This is a genomic window from Streptomyces sp. NPDC057623 (assembly GCF_042800355.1).
Classification (GTDB): Bacteria; Actinomycetota; Actinomycetes; order Streptomycetales; family Streptomycetaceae; genus Streptomyces.
The window spans coordinates 11,735-35,167 of record NZ_JBHVGZ010000055.1 but is presented as its reverse complement, the minus strand read 5'-3'; the positions used below and the strand labels follow the sequence as shown (position 1 = coordinate 35,167).

General features: G+C 71.2%; 19 protein-coding genes. 9 read left to right on the top strand and 10 right to left on the bottom strand.

Features of this window, described 5'->3' with window-relative positions:
• Positions 1-270: 270 nt before the first annotated feature.
• Positions 271-1,464: an RtcB family protein gene (locus tag ACFU95_RS37340; RefSeq protein WP_383837647.1), complete on the bottom strand. Its 1,194-nt coding sequence runs from the start codon at positions 1,462-1,464 to the stop codon at positions 271-273.
• Positions 1,465-1,679: 215 nt separating this feature from the next.
• On the opposite strand from ACFU95_RS37340, the gene ACFU95_RS37335 reads away from it, so the two are divergent.
• The 3 genes from ACFU95_RS37335 (at position 1,680) to ACFU95_RS37325 (ending at position 5,030) form a co-directional block, all read left to right on the top strand.
• Positions 1,680-2,525 (top strand): DUF3558 domain-containing protein, encoded by an 846-nt coding sequence (locus ACFU95_RS37335; RefSeq protein ID WP_383837645.1) that lies wholly within the window; start codon positions 1,680-1,682, stop codon positions 2,523-2,525.
• 137 nt (positions 2,526-2,662) lie between these two features.
• Positions 2,663-3,562: a DUF3558 family protein gene (locus ACFU95_RS37330; RefSeq protein WP_383837642.1), complete on the top strand. Its 900-nt coding sequence runs from the start codon at positions 2,663-2,665 to the stop codon at positions 3,560-3,562.
• A gap of 166 nt (positions 3,563-3,728) precedes the next feature.
• Complete coding sequence (locus tag ACFU95_RS37325; RefSeq protein ID WP_383837639.1) at positions 3,729-5,030, top strand: DUF2637 domain-containing protein; 1,302 nt, start codon at positions 3,729-3,731, stop codon at positions 5,028-5,030.
• Positions 5,031-5,112: 82 nt separating this feature from the next.
• Here ACFU95_RS37325 and lysS read toward each other — a convergent pair whose 3' ends face one another.
• Positions 5,113-6,855: a lysine--tRNA ligase gene (gene lysS / locus ACFU95_RS37320; RefSeq protein ID WP_383837755.1), complete on the bottom strand. Its 1,743-nt coding sequence runs from the start codon at positions 6,853-6,855 to the stop codon at positions 5,113-5,115.
• 212 nt (positions 6,856-7,067) lie between these two features.
• Between lysS and argS the strand changes: the two genes are divergently transcribed.
• Positions 7,068-8,822, top strand: a complete 1,755-nt coding sequence (argS, locus tag ACFU95_RS37315; RefSeq protein ID WP_383837636.1) for an arginine--tRNA ligase — start codon at positions 7,068-7,070, stop codon at positions 8,820-8,822.
• Between the two features lie 67 nt (positions 8,823-8,889).
• On the opposite strand, the gene ACFU95_RS37310 is transcribed toward argS, so the two are convergent.
• Positions 8,890-9,333, bottom strand: a complete 444-nt coding sequence (locus ACFU95_RS37310) for a peptidoglycan-binding protein (protein WP_383837633.1) — start codon at positions 9,331-9,333, stop codon at positions 8,890-8,892.
• Positions 9,334-9,657: 324 nt separating this feature from the next.
• On the opposite strand from ACFU95_RS37310, the gene ACFU95_RS37305 reads away from it, so the two are divergent.
• Genes ACFU95_RS37305 through ACFU95_RS37295 form a run of 3 tightly spaced genes read left to right on the top strand, consistent with a single transcriptional unit; the run spans position 9,658 to position 12,357 of the window.
• A complete protein-coding gene (locus ACFU95_RS37305; RefSeq protein ID WP_383837630.1) occupies positions 9,658-10,548 on the top strand; it encodes a peptidoglycan-binding protein in 891 nt (296 codons plus the stop codon).
• On the top strand, positions 10,545-11,537 hold the full coding sequence (locus ACFU95_RS37300) for a helix-turn-helix domain-containing protein (RefSeq protein WP_383837627.1): 993 nt from the start codon (positions 10,545-10,547) through the stop codon (positions 11,535-11,537). Before ACFU95_RS37305 ends, ACFU95_RS37300 begins: the two co-directional genes overlap by 4 nt.
• A gap of 46 nt (positions 11,538-11,583) precedes the next feature.
• Positions 11,584-12,357, top strand: coding sequence for a DUF4253 domain-containing protein (locus tag ACFU95_RS37295; RefSeq protein ID WP_383837624.1), 774 nt, complete (start codon positions 11,584-11,586; stop codon positions 12,355-12,357).
• Positions 12,358-12,376: 19 nt separating this feature from the next.
• Here the strand turns inward: ACFU95_RS37295 and ACFU95_RS37290 are convergent, their stop codons facing one another.
• Both ACFU95_RS37290 and ACFU95_RS37285 read right to left on the bottom strand, forming a co-directional pair.
• On the bottom strand, positions 12,377-13,210 hold the full coding sequence (locus tag ACFU95_RS37290; protein ID WP_383837621.1) for an arylamine N-acetyltransferase: 834 nt from the start codon (positions 13,208-13,210) through the stop codon (positions 12,377-12,379).
• A gap of 9 nt (positions 13,211-13,219) precedes the next feature.
• Positions 13,220-14,539: a PLP-dependent aminotransferase family protein gene (locus tag ACFU95_RS37285; protein WP_383837618.1), complete on the bottom strand. Its 1,320-nt coding sequence runs from the start codon at positions 14,537-14,539 to the stop codon at positions 13,220-13,222.
• Positions 14,540-14,920: 381 nt separating this feature from the next.
• Between ACFU95_RS37285 and ACFU95_RS37280 the strand changes: the two genes are divergently transcribed.
• Positions 14,921-15,115, top strand: coding sequence for a hypothetical protein (locus tag ACFU95_RS37280; protein ID WP_383837615.1), 195 nt, complete (start codon positions 14,921-14,923; stop codon positions 15,113-15,115).
• Positions 15,116-15,145: 30 nt separating this feature from the next.
• Here the strand turns inward: ACFU95_RS37280 and hemB are convergent, their stop codons facing one another.
• On the bottom strand, positions 15,146-16,144 hold the full coding sequence (gene hemB, locus ACFU95_RS37275) for a porphobilinogen synthase (protein WP_383837613.1): 999 nt from the start codon (positions 16,142-16,144) through the stop codon (positions 15,146-15,148).
• Between the two features lie 266 nt (positions 16,145-16,410).
• On the opposite strand from hemB, the gene ACFU95_RS37270 reads away from it, so the two are divergent.
• Positions 16,411-17,805 carry an FAD-binding oxidoreductase gene (locus tag ACFU95_RS37270; protein WP_383837610.1) on the top strand — a complete coding sequence of 465 codons (1,395 nt, stop codon included), beginning with the start codon at positions 16,411-16,413 and terminating at the stop codon, positions 17,803-17,805.
• Positions 17,806-18,000: 195 nt separating this feature from the next.
• Here the strand turns inward: ACFU95_RS37270 and ACFU95_RS37265 are convergent, their stop codons facing one another.
• The 4 genes from ACFU95_RS37265 to ACFU95_RS37250 are packed head-to-tail and all read right to left on the bottom strand — an operon-like array spanning position 18,001 to position 23,241.
• The gene (locus ACFU95_RS37265; RefSeq protein WP_383837607.1) at positions 18,001-19,728 is read right to left on the bottom strand and encodes a uroporphyrinogen-III synthase; all 1,728 of its coding nucleotides are present in this window, start codon (positions 19,726-19,728) and stop codon (positions 18,001-18,003) included.
• Entirely contained in the window at positions 19,725-20,720 is a 996-nt protein-coding gene (gene hemC, locus ACFU95_RS37260; RefSeq protein WP_383837604.1) for a hydroxymethylbilane synthase, read from the bottom strand. Before hemC ends, ACFU95_RS37265 begins: the two co-directional genes overlap by 4 nt.
• The gene (locus ACFU95_RS37255; RefSeq protein WP_383837601.1) at positions 20,717-22,477 is read right to left on the bottom strand and encodes a glutamyl-tRNA reductase; all 1,761 of its coding nucleotides are present in this window, start codon (positions 22,475-22,477) and stop codon (positions 20,717-20,719) included. The genes hemC and ACFU95_RS37255 overlap by 4 nt, the downstream gene beginning before the upstream one ends.
• Positions 22,474-23,241 (bottom strand): redox-sensing transcriptional repressor Rex, encoded by a 768-nt coding sequence (locus ACFU95_RS37250; protein ID WP_383837598.1) that lies wholly within the window; start codon positions 23,239-23,241, stop codon positions 22,474-22,476. Before ACFU95_RS37250 ends, ACFU95_RS37255 begins: the two co-directional genes overlap by 4 nt.
• Positions 23,242-23,433 lie beyond the last annotated feature (192 nt).

Sequence of the window (23,433 nt, the reverse complement as noted above, 5' to 3'; positions counted from 1 at the left end):
AACGCCAGATGTGGTGGTGGCTCGGTTACTTCCTCATGGCTGACTGCGAGCCTAGCGTCCACCAGTTCATGGACCTCACGGTCCCTGAGTCGAGATCAGCGCGCGGGACATCGACCTCCTACGCAAATTCCAGAACTGCCGAAGCGCTCGACAGAACCGTCCAGAGCTGCAGCCTCCGCCTCTGGCGCCTCCGCACCGACCAGGTGCCCATGCCCAGCGGCAAGTGACAAACCGAGCGAGGCCCCCGGTTCCCACCGGGGGCCTCTTACGTCAACCCTTCACGCAGACGACCTGCTTCAGCTTCGCCACGACCTCCACAAGGTCCCGCTGCTGATCGATGACCTGCTCGATCGGCTTGTAGGCTCCCGGGATCTCGTCCACGACACCGGAGTCCTTACGGCACTCCACGCCCCGTGTCTGCTCCTCCAGGTCCTTCGTCGAGAACCGCCGCTTGGCCGCGTTGCGGCTCATGCGCCGACCCGCGCCGTGCGAGGCCGAGTTGAAGGACTTCGGGTTCCCGAGGCCCTTCACGATGTACGAACCCGTGCCCATCGAGCCCGGGATGATGCCGTACTCGCCGGAGCCGGCCCGGATCGCCCCCTTGCGGGTCACGAGCAGGTCCATGCCGTCGTAGCGCTCCTCGGCCACGTAGTTGTGGTGGGCGCTGATCTCTGACTCGAAGGTGGGCTTCGCCTTCTTGAACTCCTTGCGGACCACGTCCTTCAGGAGCGCCATCATGATCGTGCGGTTGTACCTGGCGTACTCCTGCGCCCAGAACAGATCGTTGCGGTACGCCGCCATCTGCGGGGTGTCCGCCACGAAGACGGCGAGGTCACGGTCGACCAGGCCCTGGTTGTGCGGGAGCTTCTGGGCCACGCCGATGTGGTGCTCGGCCAGTTCCTTGCCGATGTTCCGGGAACCGGAGTGCAGCATCAGCCAGACAGAACCGGTCGTATCCGTGCAGACCTCGACGAAGTGGTTGCCCCCGCCGAGCGTTCCCATCTGCTTCCCGGCACGCTCCTGACGGAACTTGACCGCTTCCGCGACCCCGTCGAACCGCCCCCAGAAGTCGTCCCACCCGGCCGTGGCGAACCCGTGCATCCGCCCCGGCTCCACAGGGCTGTCATGCATCCCCCGCCCCACCGGAATCGCCTGCTCGATCTTCGACCGCAGCCGCGACAGGTCCCCCGGCAGGTCGTTGGCCGTGAGCGAGGTCCTCACCGCCGACATACCGCACCCGATGTCCACCCCCACCGCCGCGGGACACACGGCCCCCCGCATCGCGATGACGGACCCGACCGTCGCACCCTTCCCGTAGTGGACGTCCGGCATGACCGCCAGGCCCTTGATCCACGGCAGGGTCGCGACGTTCCGCAACTGCTGGAGCGCGCCGTCCTCGACGGTCGCCGGATCGGTCCACATCCGGATCGGAACCTTCGCGCCCGGCATCTCCACGTACGACATATCGCCCTCAATCCCCCGGAATACACATACAAGTCTGAAATCGCAAAACCGGCGCCAGGGTCGATGAAAAGGGACAACGGACCGGCGTCCACGGCTGTGCGTGCGATACACATTGTCTCCAGGTGGCGCCCTCGCGCGGCAAGCGATTAACCAGCGGGGACACTGAAAGACCGGCAACGGACCGAGCACAGAACACCGTCGAGAGGAGCCTGACCGTGCAGCGGAAGGCGTACGTATCCGGCGTCGCCGCGCTCCTCGCGGCGCTGCTGGCCGGCTGCACCGGCAGTTCCGACGACGGCGGCACGGCCGACGACTCCAACCCCGGCGACTCCGGTACGGCGACCGCGGCGGCCGAGCCCGGCCGGTACGCCACGTTGATCGAGCCGTGTGGCGCGGTCGGCCAGGAGACGCTCGACCTGCTGCTGCCCGGCATCGGGCAGGTCACGGACGAGGACCAGCGGGAGAAGGCGTACGAGGGCACGCCGACGATCACCTACGACACCGACCGCAAGGCCGGCTGCCGTTGGAAGTCCGAGTCGAGCGAGGCCACGAACCGGCTGTTCGTCGACTTCGCGCGCGTGGTGTCGTACGACACGTCGGTCAGCGACGACAGTGAGGCGGAGCAGCTCTTCGCGACCCGGCAGGAGGCGGCCGACCTTCCGGAGCCGACGGTTTCCGAGTCCGACGGCGATGCGGGCACCTCCTCCGCCGACCCGAGCGACTCACCTACCTCGTCGGCCTCGCCGTCGGTGTCGGCGTCGCCTTCGCCCTCTTCCTCGGCCTCCTCCGCCAGTCCTACGGACGGCGCGACGCCGGCCGAGCTCCAGCCGCGCCTTCTTGACGACCTCGGCGACGAGGCCTTCCTCGACGACGCGCTGAGCAGCTCCGGTTCGACGGCTCAGCAGCGCACGGTGACTGTGGCGTTCCGCACGTCCAACGTGATCGTGACGATCGAGTACGAGGAGCAGCCGACGACCGTCGGCGTGGTCCCGGACAGTGCGGAAATGCAGGACAGGGCCCAGAAACTGGCGGCACAACTGGCCGACGCGCTGGCCGAGTAGCGCCCCTCGTCGGCCGCGGTGCGCCTGAGTGCGACGTAACCGAAACGAGACCACACAGCTTCTTCACCGCGTACCGTGGCCCCTCGGACCCGATCCGACCGCAGGAACCACGAGTGTCAGTCATGAGTGAAGGAACCATGCAGCGAGCAGCAGAGCGAGACCCGCGTGACCGGCGTGACCAGGGCGAGCAGCGTGTGAGGGGTGGCCTTCACCGTGTCCTTGTCGGCGCGGCCGTCGTCCCGGTGATGCTGATCGCCGCGGGCTGTTCCTCGGACTCCGGTTCGGGCGAGGGGGCCGGTGACGGCGCGAAGGGCTCCTCGTCGTCGCCGTCCGCGTCCGCGAGTCCGTCACCGACGGTGCAGGCGGCCGTGTACAAGTCGCTTCCGCAGCCGTGCAAGGTGCTGTCGAAGAAGACGCTGGAGGACCTGGTCCCGAAGTCGAAGTCGGGCAAGGCGGGCACATCCGACGACGCGTCGACGCGTGGCACCTGCTCCTGGAGCAGTCTGGACAACAACGGTGTGAAGGGCTCGCAGTTCCGCTGGCTCAACACCTCCCTGCTGCGCTTCGAATCGAACGTGACGCGCGGGTCGGGCGAGAAGCTGGCGCGGGAGTACTACGAGACGCAGGTCCAGGACGCCCGTTCGGTGAGCGGTGCGAAGAACACGAAGTCCGAGCCGGCCGCCGGGGTCGGCGACGAGGCGACGGCGGTGCGCTACGACCTGAAGAAGAAGGAGGGTTCCTTCAAGCAGGTGACGGTGGTGGCCCGGGTCGAGAACGTCGTGGTCACGGTCGACTACAACGGCGCCGGTTTCGCGGGTGACAAGGCCCCGAGCGCGGACACCCTGAACAAGCTGGCGCAGAAGGCGGCCAAGGAGGCGGTGGCCGCGGTGGCGAAGGCCAACGGCAGCGGCAGTGCGGGCACGCCGAGCAGCGCCCCGTCGAAGTCGGCGTCGAAGTCTCCCTCGAAGTCCCCGTCCGAGGACTCCTCGAAGGCGGCGTCCAGCTCTCCTTCCAAGACAGCGTCGAAGAAGAGCTGACTGTCACACCTGCCCCACCCCTGCGTCACAACGCGCAGCTCAGCCACGCCTGTTGCACGAGCCCGGCCCCCTGAGGGGACCGGGCTCGCGGCGTACGTGAATCCGTACGCCGCACAGATGTGCCACCCTGTTGCGCGCAACAACACGCACTGGGAGGGGAGTACGAGTGGCCGGGCCACCGCAGCTGACTCGAACGCACCGCATTCTCATCGGTGTGGTCGTGTTCGGCGCCGTGATCATCGCCGGCATCGGCTTCGCCGGTTCCTACGCGGCTGTCCGCGAGCTGGCCATCCAGAAGGGGTTCGGGAACTTCAGTTATGTCTTCCCGATCGGCATCGACGCGGGCATCTGTGTGCTGCTCGCCCTCGACCTTCTCCTGACGTGGATCCGCATCCCGTTCCCGCTCCTGCGTCAGACGGCCTGGCTGCTGACGGCGGCGACGATCGCCTTCAACGGCGCGGCGGCCTGGCCGGACCCGCTGGGTGTCGGAATGCACGCCGTGATCCCGATCCTGTTCGTGGTGTCGGTGGAGGCGGCCCGGCACGCGATCGGTCGCATAGCGGACATCACGGCCGACAAGCACATGGAGGGCGTCCGCCTCACCCGCTGGCTGCTCTCCCCGGTCCCGACGTTCCTGCTGTGGCGCCGTATGAAGCTGTGGGAGCTGCGCTCGTACGAGCAGGTCATCAAGCTGGAGCAGGAGCGGCTGGTGTACCAGGCCCGGCTGCGGTCCCGCTTCGGCCGGGCGTGGCGGCGCAAGGCGCCGGTGGAGTCGTTGATGCCGCTGCGTCTGGCCCGGTACGGGGTCCCGCTGGCGGAGACGGCTCCGGCGGGCCTGGCGGCGGCGGGCATCGAGCCGGCGCTGCTGCCTCCGGCTCCTAAGCAGGCGCTGGACGTGGCGCCCGCCGCGGAGGTGGCGGCTCGGGCGCCCCAGCAGGCGGCGTCTCCCGGCGAGCAGCGCCCGCAGCTGGCCGCCCCTCCCCAAGCGGACCGGACGGAGTATGCGCAGGAGCAGTCGGAGTACGTGCAGGACTGGTTCAACACTCCCCGGAACGTGGAGTACCAGGGTGGCTACGACCCCTCGTTCAACACGCGGGAACAGTACGAGCAGTGGTACGAGGAGCAGGTCCAGGCCGAGGAGTACCAGGAGCAGTACCAGGAGGAGCCTCCTGTGCAGGAGCCGTCCCCCGAGGACACGGGCACTTTTCCGATCCCGGTGAGCCGGGGCCGCACCCGCCAGCTCGGCGAGGGCGGCGGCACGCCGGAGCCCGCGGATCCGACCGAGGACGACTACTACCTGGTCTTCAAGAAGTCGATAGGCGGCACCGGCTACCCGACGCCGCGCGAGTTCAGCGAGAACGTCGAGGCGGAGTTCGGCGCCGCGCTTCTGCCGGACGAGGCAAAGCGCCTGGTCAACCGGTTCACGAACCTCTACAACGCGGAGCTGGAAGAGAACCACATCGCCTGATGTGCGGCGCGTGGCAGCGGAAAGGGGCCCTCGACCGAGGGCCCCTTTCCCGTACCGCTATCCCGCAGCGCTCGTCGGCGGCCTACTCGCCGAGCAGGGCCCGTACCCGCTCCTGCCCCACCGCCAGCAGCAGCGTGGGCAGTCGCGGTCCCGTGTCCCGTCCGACCAGCAGGTGGTACAGCAGCGCGAAGAACGACCTCTGCGCGGTCTTGATCTCCGGCGGCAGCTCCTTGGGCGTGGCGTCCGCGGAGAACCCGGCCTGCACCTTGGGCACGCCGTAGACGAGGTGGGTCAGTCCGTCGAGCGACCAGTGCGTCTCCAGTCCGTCGAGGAGCAGCCGCAGTGACTGCCGGGACGCCTCGTCGAGGGACTTCAGCAGTTCGGCGTCGGGCTCCTGGCGCACGATGGTGCGCTGGTCGGCGGGCACCTGCGTGTTGATCCACGCCTCGGCCTTGTCGTACCGAGGACGAGCCTCGTCCAGGGCGCCCAACGGGTTCTCCGGGTCCAGCTCGGAGAGGATCCGCAGCGCCTGGTCCTGGTGCCCGGCGGTGATGTCGGCGACGGACGCGAGCGTCCGGTACGGCAGCGGTCGCGTCGTGCGCGCCAGTTCGCCGCCCGCCGTGCGCACCGCACGGGAGTGGGCGGCCACGTCGGCGGGCAGGGCGGACCCGTCGGCGACCTTCGCGTCGAGCTTGTCCCACTCGTCGTAGAGCCGCTGGATCTCCTGGTCGAAGGCGATCTTGAACGACTGGTTGGGCCTGCGGCGGGCGTAGAGCCAGCGCAGGAGCTGCGGCTCCATGATCTTCAGCGCGTCGGCGGGCGTGGGCACGCCGCCCCGCGAGGAGGACATCTTCGCCATGCCGGAGATGCCCACGAAGGCGTACATGGGTCCGATGGGCTGCTTGCCGCCGAAGATCCCGACGATCTGCCCGCCGACCTGGAAGCTGGAGCCCGGCGAGGAGTGGTCGACACCGCTGGGCTCGAAGACGACGCCCTCGTAGGCCCAGCGCATGGGCCAGTCGACCTTCCAGACCAGCTTGCCGCGGTTGAACTCGTTGAGCCGGACGGTCTCGGAGAAGCCGCACTCGTTGCAGGTGTACGACAGCTCGGTGGTGTCGTCGACGTAGGAGGTGACGGTGGTGAAATCCTTCTCGCAGTTGCCGCAGTACGGCTTGTACGGGAAGTACCCGGCGGAGCCGGAGCTGCCGTCGTCCTCGGCGGCCGCGCCGGAGCCCTCGGCGGCCTCCAGCTCGGCCTCGTCGACCGGCTTCTGCGACTTCTTGGCGCCGCCCTTGGCCTTGGTGCGGTACTGGGCGAGGACGGCGTCGATGTCGCCGCGGTGCCGCATGGCGTGCAGGATCTGCTCGCGGTACACGCCGGAGGTGTACTGCGCGGTCTGGCTGATCCCGTCGAACTCCACGCCCATCTCGGCGAGGGCCTCGACCATCGCCGCCTTGAAGTGCTCGGCCCAGTTGGGGTGGGCCGAGCCCTTGGGGGCCGGGACGGAGGTCAGCGGCTTGCCGATGTGCGCGGCCCACGTCTCGTCGACCCCGGTGACACCGGCCGGCACCTTGCGGTAGCGGTCGTAGTCGTCCCAGGAGATCAGATGCCGGACCTCGTGCCCGCGCCGCCGTACCTCGTCGGCGACGAGGTGCGGGGTCATGACCTCGCGCAGGTTGCCGAGGTGGATGGGTCCGGAGGGGGAGAGTCCGGACGCGACGACGACCGGTTTGCCCGGGGCCCGACGCTCCGACTCCTCGATGACCTCATCCGCGAAACGGGAGACCCAGTCGGTGGTCTCGGTGCTCTGAGCCACGATCGGCACGTCCTTCTTTCTCCAGGGCAGCCGTACGGTCAACGGCCGGCACCCCAGTTTAGGCGGCGCTGCCGCCTCCACGGGGCGCGGTCTGTATCGGTATGCGGCTCCGCCGCGTGGGCGCGACCAGCCCCCACCGGCTCGCAGCCGCAAAAACCCCTTTACCCCCCATGGGATACTGGCCGCGTCTACCAATCCACGAGGAGAACGGCTCCCACCCCATGGCTTCGGTCACGTCGCTCACCGCTCAAGTCCAGCAGCGTCTCGCGAACGCCCTCACGGCCACCCGGCCGGAGGCCGACGCCGACCCGCTCCTGCGCCGCAGCGACCGCGCCGACTTCCAGGCCAACGGGATCCTGGCGCTCGCCAAGAAGGCCAAGTCGAACCCGAGGGACCTGGCGACCGAGGTCGTCGGCAACATCGTCACCGGTGACGTCATCAAGGACGTCGAGGTCTCCGGCCCCGGCTTCCTCAACATCACCGTCGCCGACCGGGCGATCACCGAGAACCTCGCCGCGCGCCACGCGGACGGCGACCGTCTCGGCGTCCCCCTGAAGGACACCCCCGGCATCACCGTCGTCGACTACGCGCAGCCGAACGTCGCCAAGGAGATGCACGTCGGCCACCTGCGCTCCGCGGTGATCGGCGACGCCCTGCGCGGCATGCTCGACTTCACCGGCGAGCAGACGATCGGCCGGCACCACATCGGCGACTGGGGCACCCAGTTCGGCATGCTCATCCAGTACCTGTTCGAGAACCCCGGCGAGCTCGCCCCCGCGGCCGACGTCGACGGCGAGCAGGCGATGAGCAACCTGAACCGGGTGTACAAGGCGTCGCGTGCGGTGTTCGACGCGGACGAGGCGTTCAAGGAGCGGGCCCGTAAGCGGGTCGTGGCGCTCCAGTCCGGCGACAAGGACACCCTCGAACTGTGGCAGCAGTTCGTGGACGAGTCGAAGGTCTACTTCTACTCGGTCTTCGAGAAGCTGGACATGGAGATCCGCGACGAGGAGATCGTCGGCGAGTCCGCGTACAACGAGGGCATGCCCGAGACGGCCCGCCTCCTGGAGGAGTCGGGCGTCGCGGTCCGCTCCGAAGGCGCCCTGGTCGTCTTCTTCGACGAGATCCGCGGCAAGGACGACCAGCCGGTCCCGCTGATCGTGCAGAAGGCCGACGGCGGCTTCGGCTACGCGGCCTCCGACCTGACGGCGATCCGCAACCGGGTCCAGGACCTGCGCGCCACGTCGCTGATCTACGTCGTGGACGTACGTCAGTCGCTGCACTTCAAGATGGTCTTCGAGGCGGCGCGGCGCGCGGGCTGGCTGACCGACGAGGTCACCGCGCACAACATGGGCTACGGCACGGTGCTGGGCTCGGACGGCAAGCCGTTCAAGACGCGTGAGGGCGAGACCGTACGGCTGGAGGACCTGCTGGACGAGGCGGTGCAGCGGGCCGCCGAGGTCGTACGGGAGAAGGCGCGGGACCTCACCGAGGACGAGATCCAGGAGCGGGCCGCGCAGGTCGGCATCGGGGCCGTGAAGTACGCGGACCTGTCGACGTCGGCGAACCGGGACTACAAGTTCGACCTGGACCAGATGGTGTCGCTGAACGGCGACACGTCCGTCTACCTCCAGTACGCGTACGCCCGGATCCAGTCGATCCTGCGCAAGGCGGGCGAGACGAAGCCGACGGCGCACCCCGAGCTCGAACTCGCCCCGGCGGAGCGTGCGCTCGGGCTGCACCTGGACGCGTTCGGGGACACGGTCTTCGAGGCGGCCGCGGAGTACGCCCCGCACAAGCTGGCCGCGTACCTGTACCAGCTGGCGTCGCTGTACACGTCGTTCTACGACAAGTGCCCGGTGCTGAAGGCCGGGACGCCCGAGCAGGTGGAGAACCGCCTGTTCCTGTGCGACGTGACGGCGCGGACGCTGCACCAGGGCATGGCCCTGCTCGGCATCCGGACACCCGGGCGGCTCTGAGCCCTGACAGACGCGTACGGCCCGTCCTCTCCCCCACGAAGAGGACGGGCCGTCATGTTCGCTCGGCTCAGCAGCGGTTGGTGTTGTTGAAGGACGCGAACGCGGCCTTCGTCGCGGGACCGGCGACGCCGTCCACCGCGAGGTTGTAGCCCATGAGGTTCAGGTAGCGCTGCAGCGCCTTGATCGTGTTGGGTCCGACGACCCCGTCAACGGTTCCGGCGTTGTATCCCAGGTCGTTGAATTTCCGCTGCGCCGCCTTCCAGCTGTTGGTGCCCAGCTGCCCGTCGACGGTGCCCGGGTTGTATCCGGTGTCGCGCAGCCAGCACTGCCAGCTCTTGGCCTGGGTCGTGTTCAGGCCGAGGTTGTTCACGGCGAGGATGGTGACCTCGGAACTCACCGCCTGCCGGGCCGGCGCGGAGGCCGCGAGAGCGGTGCCGGCCCCGGCCAGCGTCCCCGCGGCGATCCCGACAGCGGCGGTGACACTGACGAGTGTCCTGGTCAGAGTTCGCATTCTGTTCCCCTCCGGTGTTGCTTGCCATGGGTGAGGCCGACCGCACCGGCCGGCTCGGCAACGAGACTGCTCGGCGGGCTGCGCGACTGGCCACAGATGCCGCGGAAGTGACGTCATGGTGGGACGTCCCACCCGTTGACCTGCGTGGACGCCGCCCGCCGGGACGGTTCGGCGGGACGCCTGTGAGGGGTTGGTGGCCGATTCCGCACCGGTGCGGGAACCTGCCCCCGGTGCGGGCCGTGGATGCTGATGCAGAATGCGCGGGGGCGGGGGCCGCTGACCGACGGACCGTACGCCCGGACCGTGAACGCGAGTGGGGGGAACATGTCGCGTTGGGCAGTGCTGCCCGCGGAACTGGATCCGCGCGTGCGGCAGTTGGTGGTGCGATTACGCCGGCTGAAGGATCACAGCGGGCTGAGCCTGCGGCAGCTGGCGGCGAGGACGGGGTACAGCCCGAAGTCGTGGGAACGGTATCTGGGCGGCAGGTCACTACCGCCTGCGGAGGCCGTCGAGGCGCTGGCCCGGGTGCTGGGCGAGGATCCGACACGCCTGCTGGCATGCCACGAGGTCGCCGCGGAGGCGTGGGGGAACAGGCGTGCCGAGGCGGCCGCGAGGACGGAGGCCCCCGCACCGGAACCGCCCGCGCCGGAGATCCTGTCCTCCGAGGTCACAGAGGCCACTGAAGTCACAAAGGCCACTGAGGTCACGGAGATATCCGGAGTCACCCGGGTCACCCGGGTCACCGGGGCACTCCCGCCGGGCCGTTCGCTCCGCGGCGCTGTGGTGGCGGGGGCCGTGGCCCTGGTGCTGGCGGTCTGCACGGCCGTCCTCCTCGTCGTACGGCTGGGGGGCGGCGAGGAGGAACGGCCTGCGCGCCCGCTCGCCGCGACCGCCCCATCGCCCTCGGCATCGACCTCGCCATCCACGTCGCCCCCGCGGTCGACACCCACGTACACGTGCCGCGTCGAGCGGATCGACGGCCGCTGGTACGCGGGCATCAGCCGCACCCGGGGCGCCATCCTGGCGAACGGCCACGCGGGGCCGGAGGTGGCCGAGGCGCAGTGTCTGCTGCGCCGGGCGGGCCTCTCGCCGGGCGACATCGACGGGATCTTCGGTCCGGTGACGCAACACGCGGTCGAGCGGGCGCAGGAGCGGGCCGGGCTGGTCGTGGACGGCATCATCGGCCCGCACACCTGGAAGGCCCTACGGCGATGACGACACCGTCGCCGGAGCGGGCCCGACTGGCCGCAGCGCTGCGGGAGTTGAGGGCACGGACCGGCCTGAGCCTGGTCGCCCTCGCGGCGAAGACCGCGTTCAGCAAGTCGTCCTGGGGCCGCTATCTCAACGCCGGGACGCTCCCGCCGCGCGACGCGGTGCGGGAGCTGTGCCGCCTCGCCGGTGAGCCGGAGGGGCGCTGTCTGGCCCTGTGGGAGATCGCGGAGTCGGAGGGGAGCGGGCGGGCGGCGACGGACGGCCCACGGTCCCCGTCTCCGGCCTCGTGCCCCCCTTCACCGCCTCCCCCTCCTTCCCCGACTTCCCCTCCTTCCCCGCCTTCCCCGCCTGCACCGCCTGCACCGCCTTCCCTGGCTGCCTCGCCGCCCCTGACGGCCTCGTCGTCTCCTCCGCCGCCGGAAGAGGCACTGCCCCTCGACGGCACCGCCCCCGGCTCCGCCCACCGCGGTGCGGCGATCGTGGCGGTGCTCGCGTCGGTGTGCGCCCTGGTCCTCGGTGGCATCGCGGCAGTGGCACTTCTGCTGCCGCACCGGGACGGCGAACGCCGGGCGTCCCTGCCCCCGCCCTCGTCCGCGGCGGGGCCGCGCTGCCGGGGAGCGGTCTGCGAGGGCCAGAGCCCGATGCGCATGAAGTGCGCCGCCGCGCCGGCCACCCTGGCCGCGTTCCGCACCGCCACCGGTGCCTGGATGGAGCTGCGCTACAGCGAGGAGTGCGGCACGAGTTGGGCCCGGATGTGGGGGACGCGCGTCGGCGACCGGATCGAGATGACGGCGGGCAGCCGGGACCGCCGTGACGATCGCGGCAGCCGTGACGGGCGCGTCCGCAGCGCCGAGGTCCAGGACGACGTCGACGCGGACGCCTATGTCTACACGCCCATGACGGCGGCCCGTCCAGGAGCGGTCGTGCGGGCCTGTTTCCGGCCTGCCGCGGGGGGCGCGGGGGAGTGCTTCGACAGCCGCGTGGCGAGGTGAGTCGGGGCCGGTCGCGTTGTCAGTGCCGACCTCTACAGTCACTGACATGGCGACTCTTCCGAACCCTCTGCCGAGGCTCGCTTCCCTCGGTCTGCACCTTCCGCCCGGCGGCCTGGTCGACGCGACCGACGACGGGCCGTGGCACGAGCCGCTGCTGTGGCTGGCGGACGGGCCGGCGGCTCCCGGCGACTGGGCCGTGCTCCGGCGGACCGCACCGGCCGTCGGCCTGCTCCCGGTCGTCCTCGACGTCGGCGCCGGTCATGGCGGGCCGGAGCTGTGGGAGCTGATGCCCGGCGAGATGTCGTACCCGGGGGATCACGACGCCGAAGAGGTGCTGGAGGAGTTCTGGGACGAGTGCGCGGAGGAGGACGCGGACTGGCCCGGCCTGGCCGCCGAGGGCGCCGACGCCGCCCAGGACCCCGAATCCGTCGCCTCCGACGTCGTGGACTCCCTCCTCGACGGCCGCGGCCCCCTCAAGGACCCCCGTCTCGCCCTCGTCCCGGCCCGCCGCAGCGCCGACGTGCCCACGTCGATCGGCTGGATGGGTCCGGCGAACCACGAGAACGACACCGGCCGGCTGTCCGCGGTGCTGCGCTCCTGGGAGGACCGCTTCGGTATACGGACCGTGGCCCTCGGCTTCGACACCCTGCTGGTGTCCGTCGCCGCCCCGCCCACCACCCTCGCCGAGGCGGAGGACCTGGCCGCCGAGCACTTCGCGTTCTGCCCGGACAACATCTGGCAGGGCAGCGACAGCACCCTGGGCGCCTACGCCGAACACCAGCTCCTCAACCAGCCGGCGTGGCACTTCTGGTGGGACTGACCGCCTGCCGGACCCGGCGTCACCCCGCCGGCAGCGTGACACCGTCCGGCACGTCGATCCCGAACTCCTCGTCCAACAGCCGCCGCGCCTCGGCCTCCCCGGTCACCTCCCGCTCGACGACCGTCCCGTCCACCCGCGTGTCCGTGAGGAGCCGGCCGTTGAGGAGGAGGTGGCGCTCGGCGGTGACGCTCTGGACGTAGACGCGCTGGGTGAAGGGCGAGCGCGGGTTGGTGCCGATGTGCCAGTTGATGACCTCGAAGTCGGGCTCCTCGAACGGCTCCAGCGTGAAGGCGTACTGGTCCTGCCAGTCGTCCTTCGCCCGGTCGAGGGCCTGGAGCACCCACAGCTCCAGCGGCCCGCCGTGCGGGGCGTGGACGAGCCGGTGCAGGCGTTCGGCGTCCCGGAACTCGACGCCGGCCGTCAGCGGCACCGGCTCGAGAAGGGCACCGATCGCGCCGAAGCCGACGTCGGCGAGATACGGCTGAGGGTCGCCCGGGGCCTCGACGAGCAGCGCCATATGGGTGCGCGGGCGGCTCTCGATGCGGTCCGCCCCGACGACGACACGCGCGGTCAGCCGGGTCACCTCGAAGCCGAGCGCCGTCAGCGCGCACGCGAACAGCGTGTTGTGCTCGTAGCAGTAGCCTCCGCGTCGGCTGTGGACCAACTTGCCCATCAGCTCGCCCGGTTCGAGGGACGGGGCGATGCGCCGCAGGGCGTCCAGGTTCTCGAAGGGGATGCCCCTCATGTGCGCCAGATGCACACCCCGCAGCGTGGCCGGGTCGGCCCGCCGCTCGCCCTCCCAGCCGATCCGCCGGAGGTACTGATCGAGATCGAAGCGCGAGGTGTCGGACATGGCTTCACCCTAGGAGCGCGGCCCGGCCCCGTCTGCCGTCCCCGGGCCGACCCGTCCTGCGTCTTTGGTCCTAGGCGTCGTTGGTCCTGGGCCGGACAACAGAGCCTGGGACCGCAGGGCCTGGGACCGCAGCCCCCGGCCCAGCCGCCGCAGTCCCTCCCCGATCTCCTGCGGCGTCTGCGTCACGAAGCACAGCCGCAGCGTCGACCGGTCGGGCTCACCGGCGTAGAAGGGCGCCCCGGGCACGTAGGCGACGTCGTGCCGCACCACCTCGGGCAGCAGGGCCGTCGTGTCGTACGGCTCCGGCAGGCGGACCCAGAGGAACATGCCGCCCTCGGGACGGTTCCACGCCGAGCCCTCCGGCAGCGCTTCGGCCAGTCCCGCCAGCATGGCGTCGCGGCGCTCGCGGTAGACGTCCCGGACGCGGGCCACATGGGTGTCGAGGCCGGTCAGGTAGCGGGCGGCGGCGAGCTGGTTGACGGTCGGGGTGTGCAGGTCGGCGGCCTGCTTGGCGACCGTGCAGGCCCGCCGCAGGGCTGCGGGCGCGCGCAGCCAGCCCAGCCGCAGCCCCGGTGCCATCACCTTGGAGAAGGAGCCGAGCAGCACCGTACGGTCCTGCGCACCCGGGTAGGTCGCGATCCACGGCACGCGCTCGCCCTCGTACCGGAGCTCGCCGTACGGGTCGTCCTCGACGATCCACACCCCGCTGCGGGCGGCGACCTCGGCGACGGCCGCCCTGCGCTCGGCGGGCAGGGTTCTGCCGGTCGGGTTCTGGAAGGTGGGCACCGTGTAGAAGAGCTTCGGCCGCTCGCTCGCCACCAGTTCCTCCAGCGCCCGCGCGTCCACGCCGTCCGCGTCGCCCGGCACGGCGACGACGCGCGCTCCCGCGAGCCCGAACGCCTGGAGCGCCGCCAGATAGCAGGGGTCTTCGACGAGGACCGTGTCACCGGGCTCCAGCAGTGCGGTGGCCAGCAGTGACAGGCCCTGCTGGGAGCCGGTGGTGATGAGCAGGTCGTCGGCGTCGGTAGGGAGCTCGCGGGCCGACATGCGCGCGGCGAGCCCGGTACGCAGGCTCGGCTCGCCCTCGGTCGTGGAGTACTGGAGCGCCTGCGCCGGTGTCTCGGCGAGCACGTCCCGGAAGGCGGCCGCGATGCCGTCCCGGTCGAACAGCTCCGGCGCCGGCAGTCCGCCGGCGAAGTTGATGACCTCGGGGCGCGCGGTGACGGCGAGGATGTCCCGCACGGGCGAGCCGCCGACCGACGTGGTCCGCGCCGCGAGCGGCGGCACGGCGGCTGGGGCGTGGTGGGGCGCGGGCTCGATGACGGTCATGACACGGCTCCTTCGGCTGGCCGACGAGGGTGACGGCTCGTGCCGGGCAGCCTAGAGAACTACGTGCCGCCTACATGCAGCTTTTCGGCACGCGGACGCGGCAGCTCCCGCCCACGGCCCCGACCCCCGGCGACACCGAGGGCGACAAGCCCACCAGGGGCAGGACTTTGATGGCTCGTAAGCTCGCAGACACCTGCAGCCGCCGCGTTTCACGGGGTTCCCGCGTCCCGTACCGAGCCGTTGGGACATGACATCCCCGCAGGTCAGGGGCGGTCCTGTCGGACGGGCGTCCCGAATTCCACGCCGATGGTGGCGGCCGGGGCGGATGATCACGCAGGCTGAGGCCCGACCCCGACCCCCACGGATGGAGAGGGCCGCGCCATGTCCGCGTCCGCACACCCCACTCGCACCCGCGCCGGGCTGCTCGCCGCCACGCTGGCGACGGTCGTCGCGCTCACGCTCAGCGGGTGCGAGGACGGCGAGGGCCTGCGCGACGAGGGCCCGTCGACCCCGACCAGCCCCACCGCCACGGCACCCGAGGCACTCACGCCGCCCCCGGCGTCCGACCGCCCCTGACCGGGACGCCGTACGCCCGGCAGCGCGGCGTCAGCCGCGGGCCAGCTTCTGCGCGGCCTCCGTGGCCCAGTACGTGAGGATGTTGCGCGCGCCGGCCCGCTTGATGCCGGTCAGCGTCTCGAAGATCGCCCGGTCCCGGTCGATCCAGCCCTTCTCGGCGGCGGCCTCGACCATCGAGTACTCGCCGGAGATCTGGTAGGCGGCGACCGGCACGTCCACCGCGTCGGCGACCCGCGCCAGGATGTCGAGGTAGGGCCCGGCCGGCTTGACCATCACCATGTCGGCCCCCTCCTCCAGGTCGAGGGCCAGCTCGCGCAGGGACTCGCGCGCATTCGCCGGATCCTGCTGATACGTCTTGCGGTCCCCCTGCAACGACGAGCCGACCGCCTCCCGGAAGGGCCCGTAGAAGGCGGAGGCGTACTTGGCGGTGTAGGCGAGGATCGCGACGTCCTCGCGCCCGATCTGGTCGAGCGCGTCGCGAATGACGCCGATCTGGCCGTCCATCATCCCGCTGGGCCCGACGACATGCGCGCCCGCGTCGGCCTGCACCTGCGCCATCTCGGCGTACCGCTCCAGGGTGGCGTCGTTGTCGACGCGCCCTTCGGCGTCCAGCACCCCGCAGTGCCCGTGGTCGATGGTCTCGTCGAGGCACACGTCGGACATGACGAGCAGTTCGTCCCCCACCTCGGCCCGCACGTCCCGGATGGCGACCTGGAGAATCCCGTCGGGATCGGTACCGGGCGTCCCGAGGGCGTCCTTCTTCTCCTCCTCGGGCACCCCGAACAGCATGATCCCGGAGACCCCTGCCTCCACCGCCTCCAGCGCGGCCTTCTTCAGGCTGTCCCGGGTGTGCTGGACGACCCCCGGCATGGCGGCGATCGGCACCGGCTCGCTGACGCCCTCGCGCACGAAGGCCGGAAGAATGAAGTCGGCGGGGTGCAGCCTGGTCTCGGCGACCATGCGCCGCATGACGGGGCTGGTCCGCAGACGCCGCGGCCGCGTGCCGGGGAAGGATCCGTACGTCGTCATGCCACCTACGCTACGCCCGCCCCGGCAGCACCTTTGCCGACGTGGCGTCGGAACGGCCACGGGCCCGAGCGGACCCGGCATGCGGCCCCCGCCCCCACGGGTCCATCCTGAAAAGGACCCCGAAAAACCCCGAATACCCCAATACCTCGATCCCCCGCCCGCAAGGACCCCGACGGCCCACCCGACGGCTCCGCCCCCCTACCCCCAGCGCCTCCGCCTCGCCGCCGCCGTCCCTCCGCACGTACGCGCGCACCACGGAGGACGCGATGACCGCCATCCACCACAACACCCCCGACCTCTTCGCGCTCTCCGAGATCCACGGCCCGGTCCTGCGCCCCGGCGACGACGGCTACGCCGACGAGGTGACCGGCTTCAACCTGGCCGCGCTGCACACCCCCGACGTGGTCGTGGGCGCGACGGGCGCCGACGACATCGTGACGGCGCTGCGCTGGGCGTCGGCGACCGGCACACCGGTCGCGGTCCAGTCGACGGGCCACGGCGCGAACTTCCCCATCGACCACGGCCTGCTGATCAGCACGGCCCGCATGACGGACGTCCGCGTGGACCCGGACCAGCGCCTGGCGACGGTCGCGGCGGGCGCGAAGTGGCGACACGTCCTGGCGGCGACCGCCCCGCACGGCCTCGCCGCACTGTGCGGCACCTCCACCGACGCGGGAGCGGTCGGCTACACACTCGGCGGCGGACTCCCGGTCCTGGGCCGGGCCTACGGCTACGCGGCCGACCTGGTCCGCTCCCTCCAGGTCGCCACCCCCGACGGCACGCTCCGCGAGAGCGACCCCGACCATGAACCGGAGCTGTTCTGGGCGCTGCGCGGCGGCAAGGGCAACGTGGGCGTGGTGACGTCCATGGTCTGCGAGCTGCTGCCGCTCCCCACGGTCCTCGGCGGGGGCGTCTACTGCGCCGGCGAACACACCGAGGCCCTGCTCCGCACCTGGACCGACTGGGCCGGCACCCTCCCGGACGACATGTGCAGCACGTTCACGCTGCTGCGCCTGCCCCCGATCCCGGAGATCCCCGAACCGCTGCGTGGCGGCTTCTGGGCCCGCGTCGCGATCGCCTGGCCAGGAGACCCGGCCGAAGGCGAAGACCTCCTCGCCCCGATCCGCGCGGCGGCCCCGGTGACGGTCGACACGGTGGAGGTCATGCCGTACGCGGCCCTGGACCGCATCCACATGGAGCCGCAGGACCCGCTGCCCGCCCGCGAGTCGTGCGCCCTGCTGCGCGACCTCACCCCCGAGGCCATCGACACGTTCCTGTCCCAGGTCGGCCCGGAGGTCCCCGACTGCCCCCTGCTCATGGTGGAGTTCCGCCACATGGGCGGCGCCCTCTCCCGCCCGGCCCGCCGGGAGGACGCGATCTGCTCCCGGGACGCGAACTACCTCATGGAAACGGTGGGCGTCCTCGCCGCCCCAACGGCAGCCGAGGCCATAGAACAGGCCACCCGCTCCCTGCACACCGCCATGGCCCCCTACGGCACAGGCCACACCATGGTCAACATCCACGGCACCCCAGGCAACGAATCCGACCGGGCCCGAGCCTGGACCCCAGAGGTCTACACCCGCCTACGCCAGGACAAATCAACCTACGACCCAGCCAACCTGCTCCGCTTCGGCCACACCATCAGCCCGTCCGGCGTTTGAGGACGAGCAAGGCGACCGCCCTTCAGCGCCGGCACAGGCACCTCCAGCCCGTCCGGCGTTTGAGGACGAGGCCCTTCGGGCCGAAGCGGGGGTCCAGGGGGCGGCAGCCCCCTGGCCGGGGTTGAAGGGGCAGCGCCCCTTCAAGGGATGGGACGGGTAGGGGCGGCGGGGGCGAAAACCCACCCCGCCCCCCACCTACGTGGTGGACCGCCTCCGCCGAGCCCCCGGCCGCCGCTCACTCGGCCGAGTAACCGGATCCCCAGCCTCCACAGCAGCGGCCCGCCGCCGCATCCCGAACTCGGCCAACGCCTCGGCCAACTTGTGCACGGACGGCTCCGGAGCCATCACATCCACCCGAAGCCCATGCTCCTCAGCGGTCTTCGCGGTGGCAGGCCCGATACACGCGATCACCGTCACGTTGTGCGGCTTCCCGGCAATCCCCACCAGATTCCGCACGGTCGACGACGACGTGAAGAGAACGGCATCGAAGCCACCCCCCTTGATCGCCTCCCGCGTCTCGGCCGGCGGCGGCGAAGCCCGCACGGTCCGGTAGGCCGTGACGTCATCGACCTCCCAGCCCAGCTCGATGAGCCCGGCCACCAAGGTCTCCGTGGCGATGTCCGCCCGCGGCAGGAACACCCGGTCGATCGGATCGAACACGGGGTCGTACGGCGGCCAGTCCTCCAGCAGCCCCGCGGCCGACTGCTCCCCACTGGGCACCAGATCCGGCTTCACACCAAAGGCGATCAGCGCCTTCGCGGTCTGCTCCCCCACCGCCGCGACCTTGATCCCGGCGAACGCCCGCGCGTCGAGCCCGTACTCCTCGAACTTCTCCCGCACGGCCTTGACCGCGTTCACCGAGGTGAACGCGATCCACTCGTACCGCCCGGTCACCAGCCCCTTGACCGCCCGCTCCATCTGCTGAGGCGTCCGCGGCGGCTCGACGGCGATCGTCGGCACCTCGTGCGGCACGGCCCCGTACGACCGCAGCTGGTCGGAGAGCGAAGCAGCCTGCTCCTTCGTCCGCGGCACGAGCACCCGCCACCCGAAGAGCGGCTTGGACTCGAACCACGACAACTGATCACGCTGAGCAGCGGCAGAACGCTCACCGACCACGGCTATCACCGGCCGCCCGCCTTCGGGCGAGGGCAGCACCTTGGCCTGCTTCAGCGTCTGCGCGATGGTCCCGAGCGTCGCGGTCCACGTCCGCTGCCGCGTCGTCGTACCGGCGACGGTGACCGTCATCGGCGTGTCGGGCTTGCGCCCCGCCGACACCAGCTCACCCGCGGCCGCGCCGACGGCGTCCAGCGTCGTCGACACGACAACCGTCCCGTCCGACGCCCCGACCTCGGTCCAGCACCGGTCGGACGCCGTCCGCGCGTCCACGAACCGCACGTCCGCGCCCTGCGCGTCCCGCAACGGCACACCGGCATACGCCGGCACACCGACGGCCGCGGCCACACCGGGCACGACCTCGAACGGCACGCCCGCGGCGGCGCACGCCAGCATCTCCTCGGCGGCGTACGTGTCGAGCCCGGGATCCCCGGACACCGCACGCACGACCCGCCTGCCGCCCCGCGCGGCCTCCATGACAAGATGTGCGGCATCCCGCACCGCGGGTAGCGCAGCGGTCGTTGACGCGCCGTCAACAACCGTTAGCTGAGGCGCGCCTGTGCCCGGACCCGGGTTCGAAGAAGAACCCGCGGAGTCCCCTGAGGGCCCCGTGTCCGTGTGCACTTCGGCGACGCCGTGCCTGGCGTGCACGCGTACCACGTCGAGCACTTCGTGCTCGGCGACGAGTACGTCCGCGTTCGCCAGCGCCTCCACGGCGCGCAGAGTCAGTAGCCCCGGATCCCCGGGTCCGGCACCGAGGAAGGTGACGTGCCCGTGTTCAAGGCCGGCGGGAAGGGTGGTGGGGCTCACTGTGCTCGCTCCCCCATCAGACCGGCCGCGCCCTGCGCGAGCATCTCGGTAGCGAGTTCGCGACCGAGCGCCAGCGCTTGGTCGTGCGTCTCGGGCACGGGACCGGTGGTGGACAGCTGCACCATCCGCGTGCCGTCGGTCGTGCCGACGACGCCGCGCAGGCGCATTTCCTTGACAATCTGCCTGTCGGCCTGGGGGTCCCCCCGCTCGAGCGGATTCGAGAGTGGGGGAAGGTCGGCCAGCGCGCCCACAGGGGCGGAGCAGCCGGCCTCCAGGGCGGCGAGCAGTGATCGCTCGGCGGTCACGGCGACCCGGGTGAACGGGTCGTCGAGCTCGCCGAGCGCGGCGACGAGGTCCGCGTTGTCCGCGGTGCACTCGATCGCCAGTGCCCCCTGGCCGGGGGCGGGCAAAACGGTGTCGACCGACAGGAAGTCGGTCACTTCATCGATCCGGCCGATGCGCTGCAACCCGGCCGCGGCAAGGACCACCGCGTCCAGCTCGCCCTCACGCACGTACTCGATGCGCGTATCCACGTTCCCGCGGATCGGGACCGTCTCGATGTCCAGGCCGTGGCTGCGCCCGTACGCGTTCAGCTGCGCCATCCGGCGCGGTGAACCCGTACCGATGCGCGCCCCGCGCGGCAGGTCGGTGAGCTTCAGGGCATCGCGCGCGACGATCACATCGCGCGGGTCCTCCCGCTCGGGAAGGGCCGCGAGGGTCAGTTCCTCGGGCTGCGAGGTCGGCAGGTCCTTGAGGGAGTGCACCGCGAAGTCGACCTCGCCCCTGAGGAGCGCGTCGCGCAGGGCGGTGACGAACACACCCGTGCCGCCGATCTGCGTGAGGGCCTCGCGCGAGACGTCGCCGTACGTGGTGATCTCGACGAGTTCGACGGGCCGTCCGGTCACCTGGCTCACCGCGTCGGCGACCTGCCTGGACTGGGCCATGGCGAGTCTGCTGCGCCTGGTGCCGAGCCGTAGTGGCTGATGGGTCATCGTGGGCCTCGGTTCTTCTCGGTGCTGTCCTCGGCCCGCGAGACGGAGGCCACCGTCTCCTGGTCGAGGTCGAACAGGGTCCTCAGGGCATCCGCGTACCCCGCGCCGCCCGGCTCTGCCGCGAGCTGCTTGACCCGGACGGTCGGCGCGTGCAGCAGCTTGTCCACGACACGCCGTACGGTCTGCGTGATCTCGCTGCGGTGCTTGTCGTCGAGGCCCGGCAGGCGGCCCTCCAGACGGGCGATCTCGTTCGCCACGACATCGGCGGCCATCGTGCGCAGGGCGACGACGGTGGGCGTGATGTGCGCGGCCCGCTGCGCCGCCCCGAAGGCCGCGACCTCGTCGGCGACGATACGGCGGACCTGGTCGACGTCGGCCGCCATCGGGGCGTCGGCGGAGGCTTCCGCCAGCGACTCGATGTCCACCAGCCGCACTCCGGCCAGCCGGTGCACGGCCGCGTCGATGTCACGCGGCATGGCGAGGTCGAGCAGACAGAGCACCGGGGCGGGGCGAGGCACCTCGACGACCGGCTCGGGCCGCCGACGCTCCGGGATACGGCCGACGGTGGCCACGGTCGCGGCGAGCGCGGTGATCAGCTCGGCGTCGGCCTCGGGGCTGCGCCGGGCGGCCTCGCGCCGGTCGACGGCACTGCCCGCGGCCCAGCTGGCGTGCTGCTCCAGCGTGGCCGCGTCCATACCGGCGACGGCGGCCTCCCCGAGCACGGAAAAACCTCCCTGCACGGCGGTCATGTCCAGCGGACAGCCCTCGTCGGTGCCGACGCTGGTGGGCGGCAGCGGGGTCTGGCGTACGTCGGAGGCGTCGGCGTTCGTCCTGGCGGGCGCCTTGGCCGCCGTACGACCGCTGTCACCGGGCCGCTCGAACGCGACGGGCTGACCGGTACGGCCTTCCACCGCCGCGGCGACCTCTTCGGCCGTGAGGACGATCCCGGTCGCGCCGGTGCAGGAGACGACGACGTCGGCACGTGTCAGCTCGACCGGCACCGCATCCATCGGTACCGCGCGGGCCGACACGTCCGTTCCGTCGGTCAGGCCCTGTCCGTACTGCTCTACGAGCAGGGCGGCGAGCCGCTCGGCGCGGTCGGGGGTGCGGTTGGCGACGACGATCTCGCCGACGCCGAGGCGCGCGAGCGTGGCCGCGGCCAGGGAGGACATCGATCCCGCGCCGATGACCAGGGCCTTCTTGGCGCGGGCCCAGTCCTCGACGGCCGCGGTGGCGGACAGCTGCTCCAGGCCGAAGGTGACCAGGGACTGCCCGGCCCGGTCGATGCCGGTCTCGGAGTGGGCGCGCTTGCCGACGCGCAGGGCCTGCTGGAACAGGTCGTTCAGCAGCCGCCCGGCGCTGTGCAGCTCCTGCGCCTTGGCGAGGGAGTCCTTGATCTGCCCGAGGATCTGCCCTTCCCCGACGACCATGGAGTCGAGCCCGCAGGCCACGGAGAACAGGTGATGGACGGCCCGGTCCTCGTAGTGCACGTACAGGTAGGGCGTGAGCTCCTCCAGCCCCACTCCGCTGTGCTGGGCGAGCAGCGTGGACAGCTCGGCGACACCGGCGTGGAACTTGTCCACGTCGGCGTACAGCTCGATGCGGTTGCAGGTGGCCAGCACGGCGGCCTCGGTGGCCGGCTCGGCGGCGACCGTGTCCTGCAACAGCTTGATCTGGGCGTCGGCGCTCAGCGCCGCCCGCTCGAGAACGCTGACCGGGGCGCTGCGGTGACTCAGCCCCACGACGAGGAGACTCATGCCGGCATCACGGCGGGTACGTCCCCGTCGGGCCCCTGGTCGGTGGATCGGTCGGACTCGCGGCTGACGGCGGCCGGTCCGGCACCGTCGGCGTGGGCCTCCTCGCCGGCCTTGCGCTGCTCGTGGAAGGCGAGGATCTGCAGCTCGATGGAGAGGTCGACCTTGCGCACGTCGACGCCGTCCGGGACGGTCAGCACGGTCGGCGCGAAGTTCAGGATGGACGTGACTCCGGCGGCCACGAGCCGGTCACAGACCGGCTGGGCGGCACCGGCGGGGGTGGCGATGACACCGATCGACACGCCGTTGTCCTGGATGATCTTTTCCAGGTCGTCGGAGTGCTGCACGGGAATCCCGGCCACGGGCTTGCCGGCCATCGCGGGGTCGGCGTCGATGAGCGCGGCGACCCGGAAGCCACGGGAGGCGAACCCGCCGTAGTTGGCGAGCGCGGCGCCGAGGTTACCGATACCGACGATCACAACCGGCCAGTCCTGGGTGAGCCCCAGCTCACGGGAGATCTGGTAGACGAGATACTCGACGTCGTAGCCGACACCGCGCGTTCCGTAGGAACCCAGGTAAGAGAAGTCCTTGCGCAGCTTGGCGGAGTTGACCCCCGCCGCGGCCGCGAGCTCCTCGGAGGAGACCGTGGGTACCGAGCGCTCCGACAGTGCGGTCAGGGCTCGGAGGTACAGCGGAAGCCGGGCGACGGTGGCCTCGGGAATCCCTCGGCTACGGGTCGCCGGTCGGTGAGTTCGGCCAGTTGCCACGGTGCTCCTGCGGGTAGAGCGGGACTGCCGGCGGTCAGTCGTCCCCAGACCGCCCCGTCGAATGCAGGCTATGTCTTTGTGAACGCGTGCACAAAGATGGTGTCCGATTTGCCCGCCCAACGTGACCGGGCTCACGCACGCCCGGCGCACTGATGTGGAACCGGCGCACACGCACCACCGTTCCTCAACTCT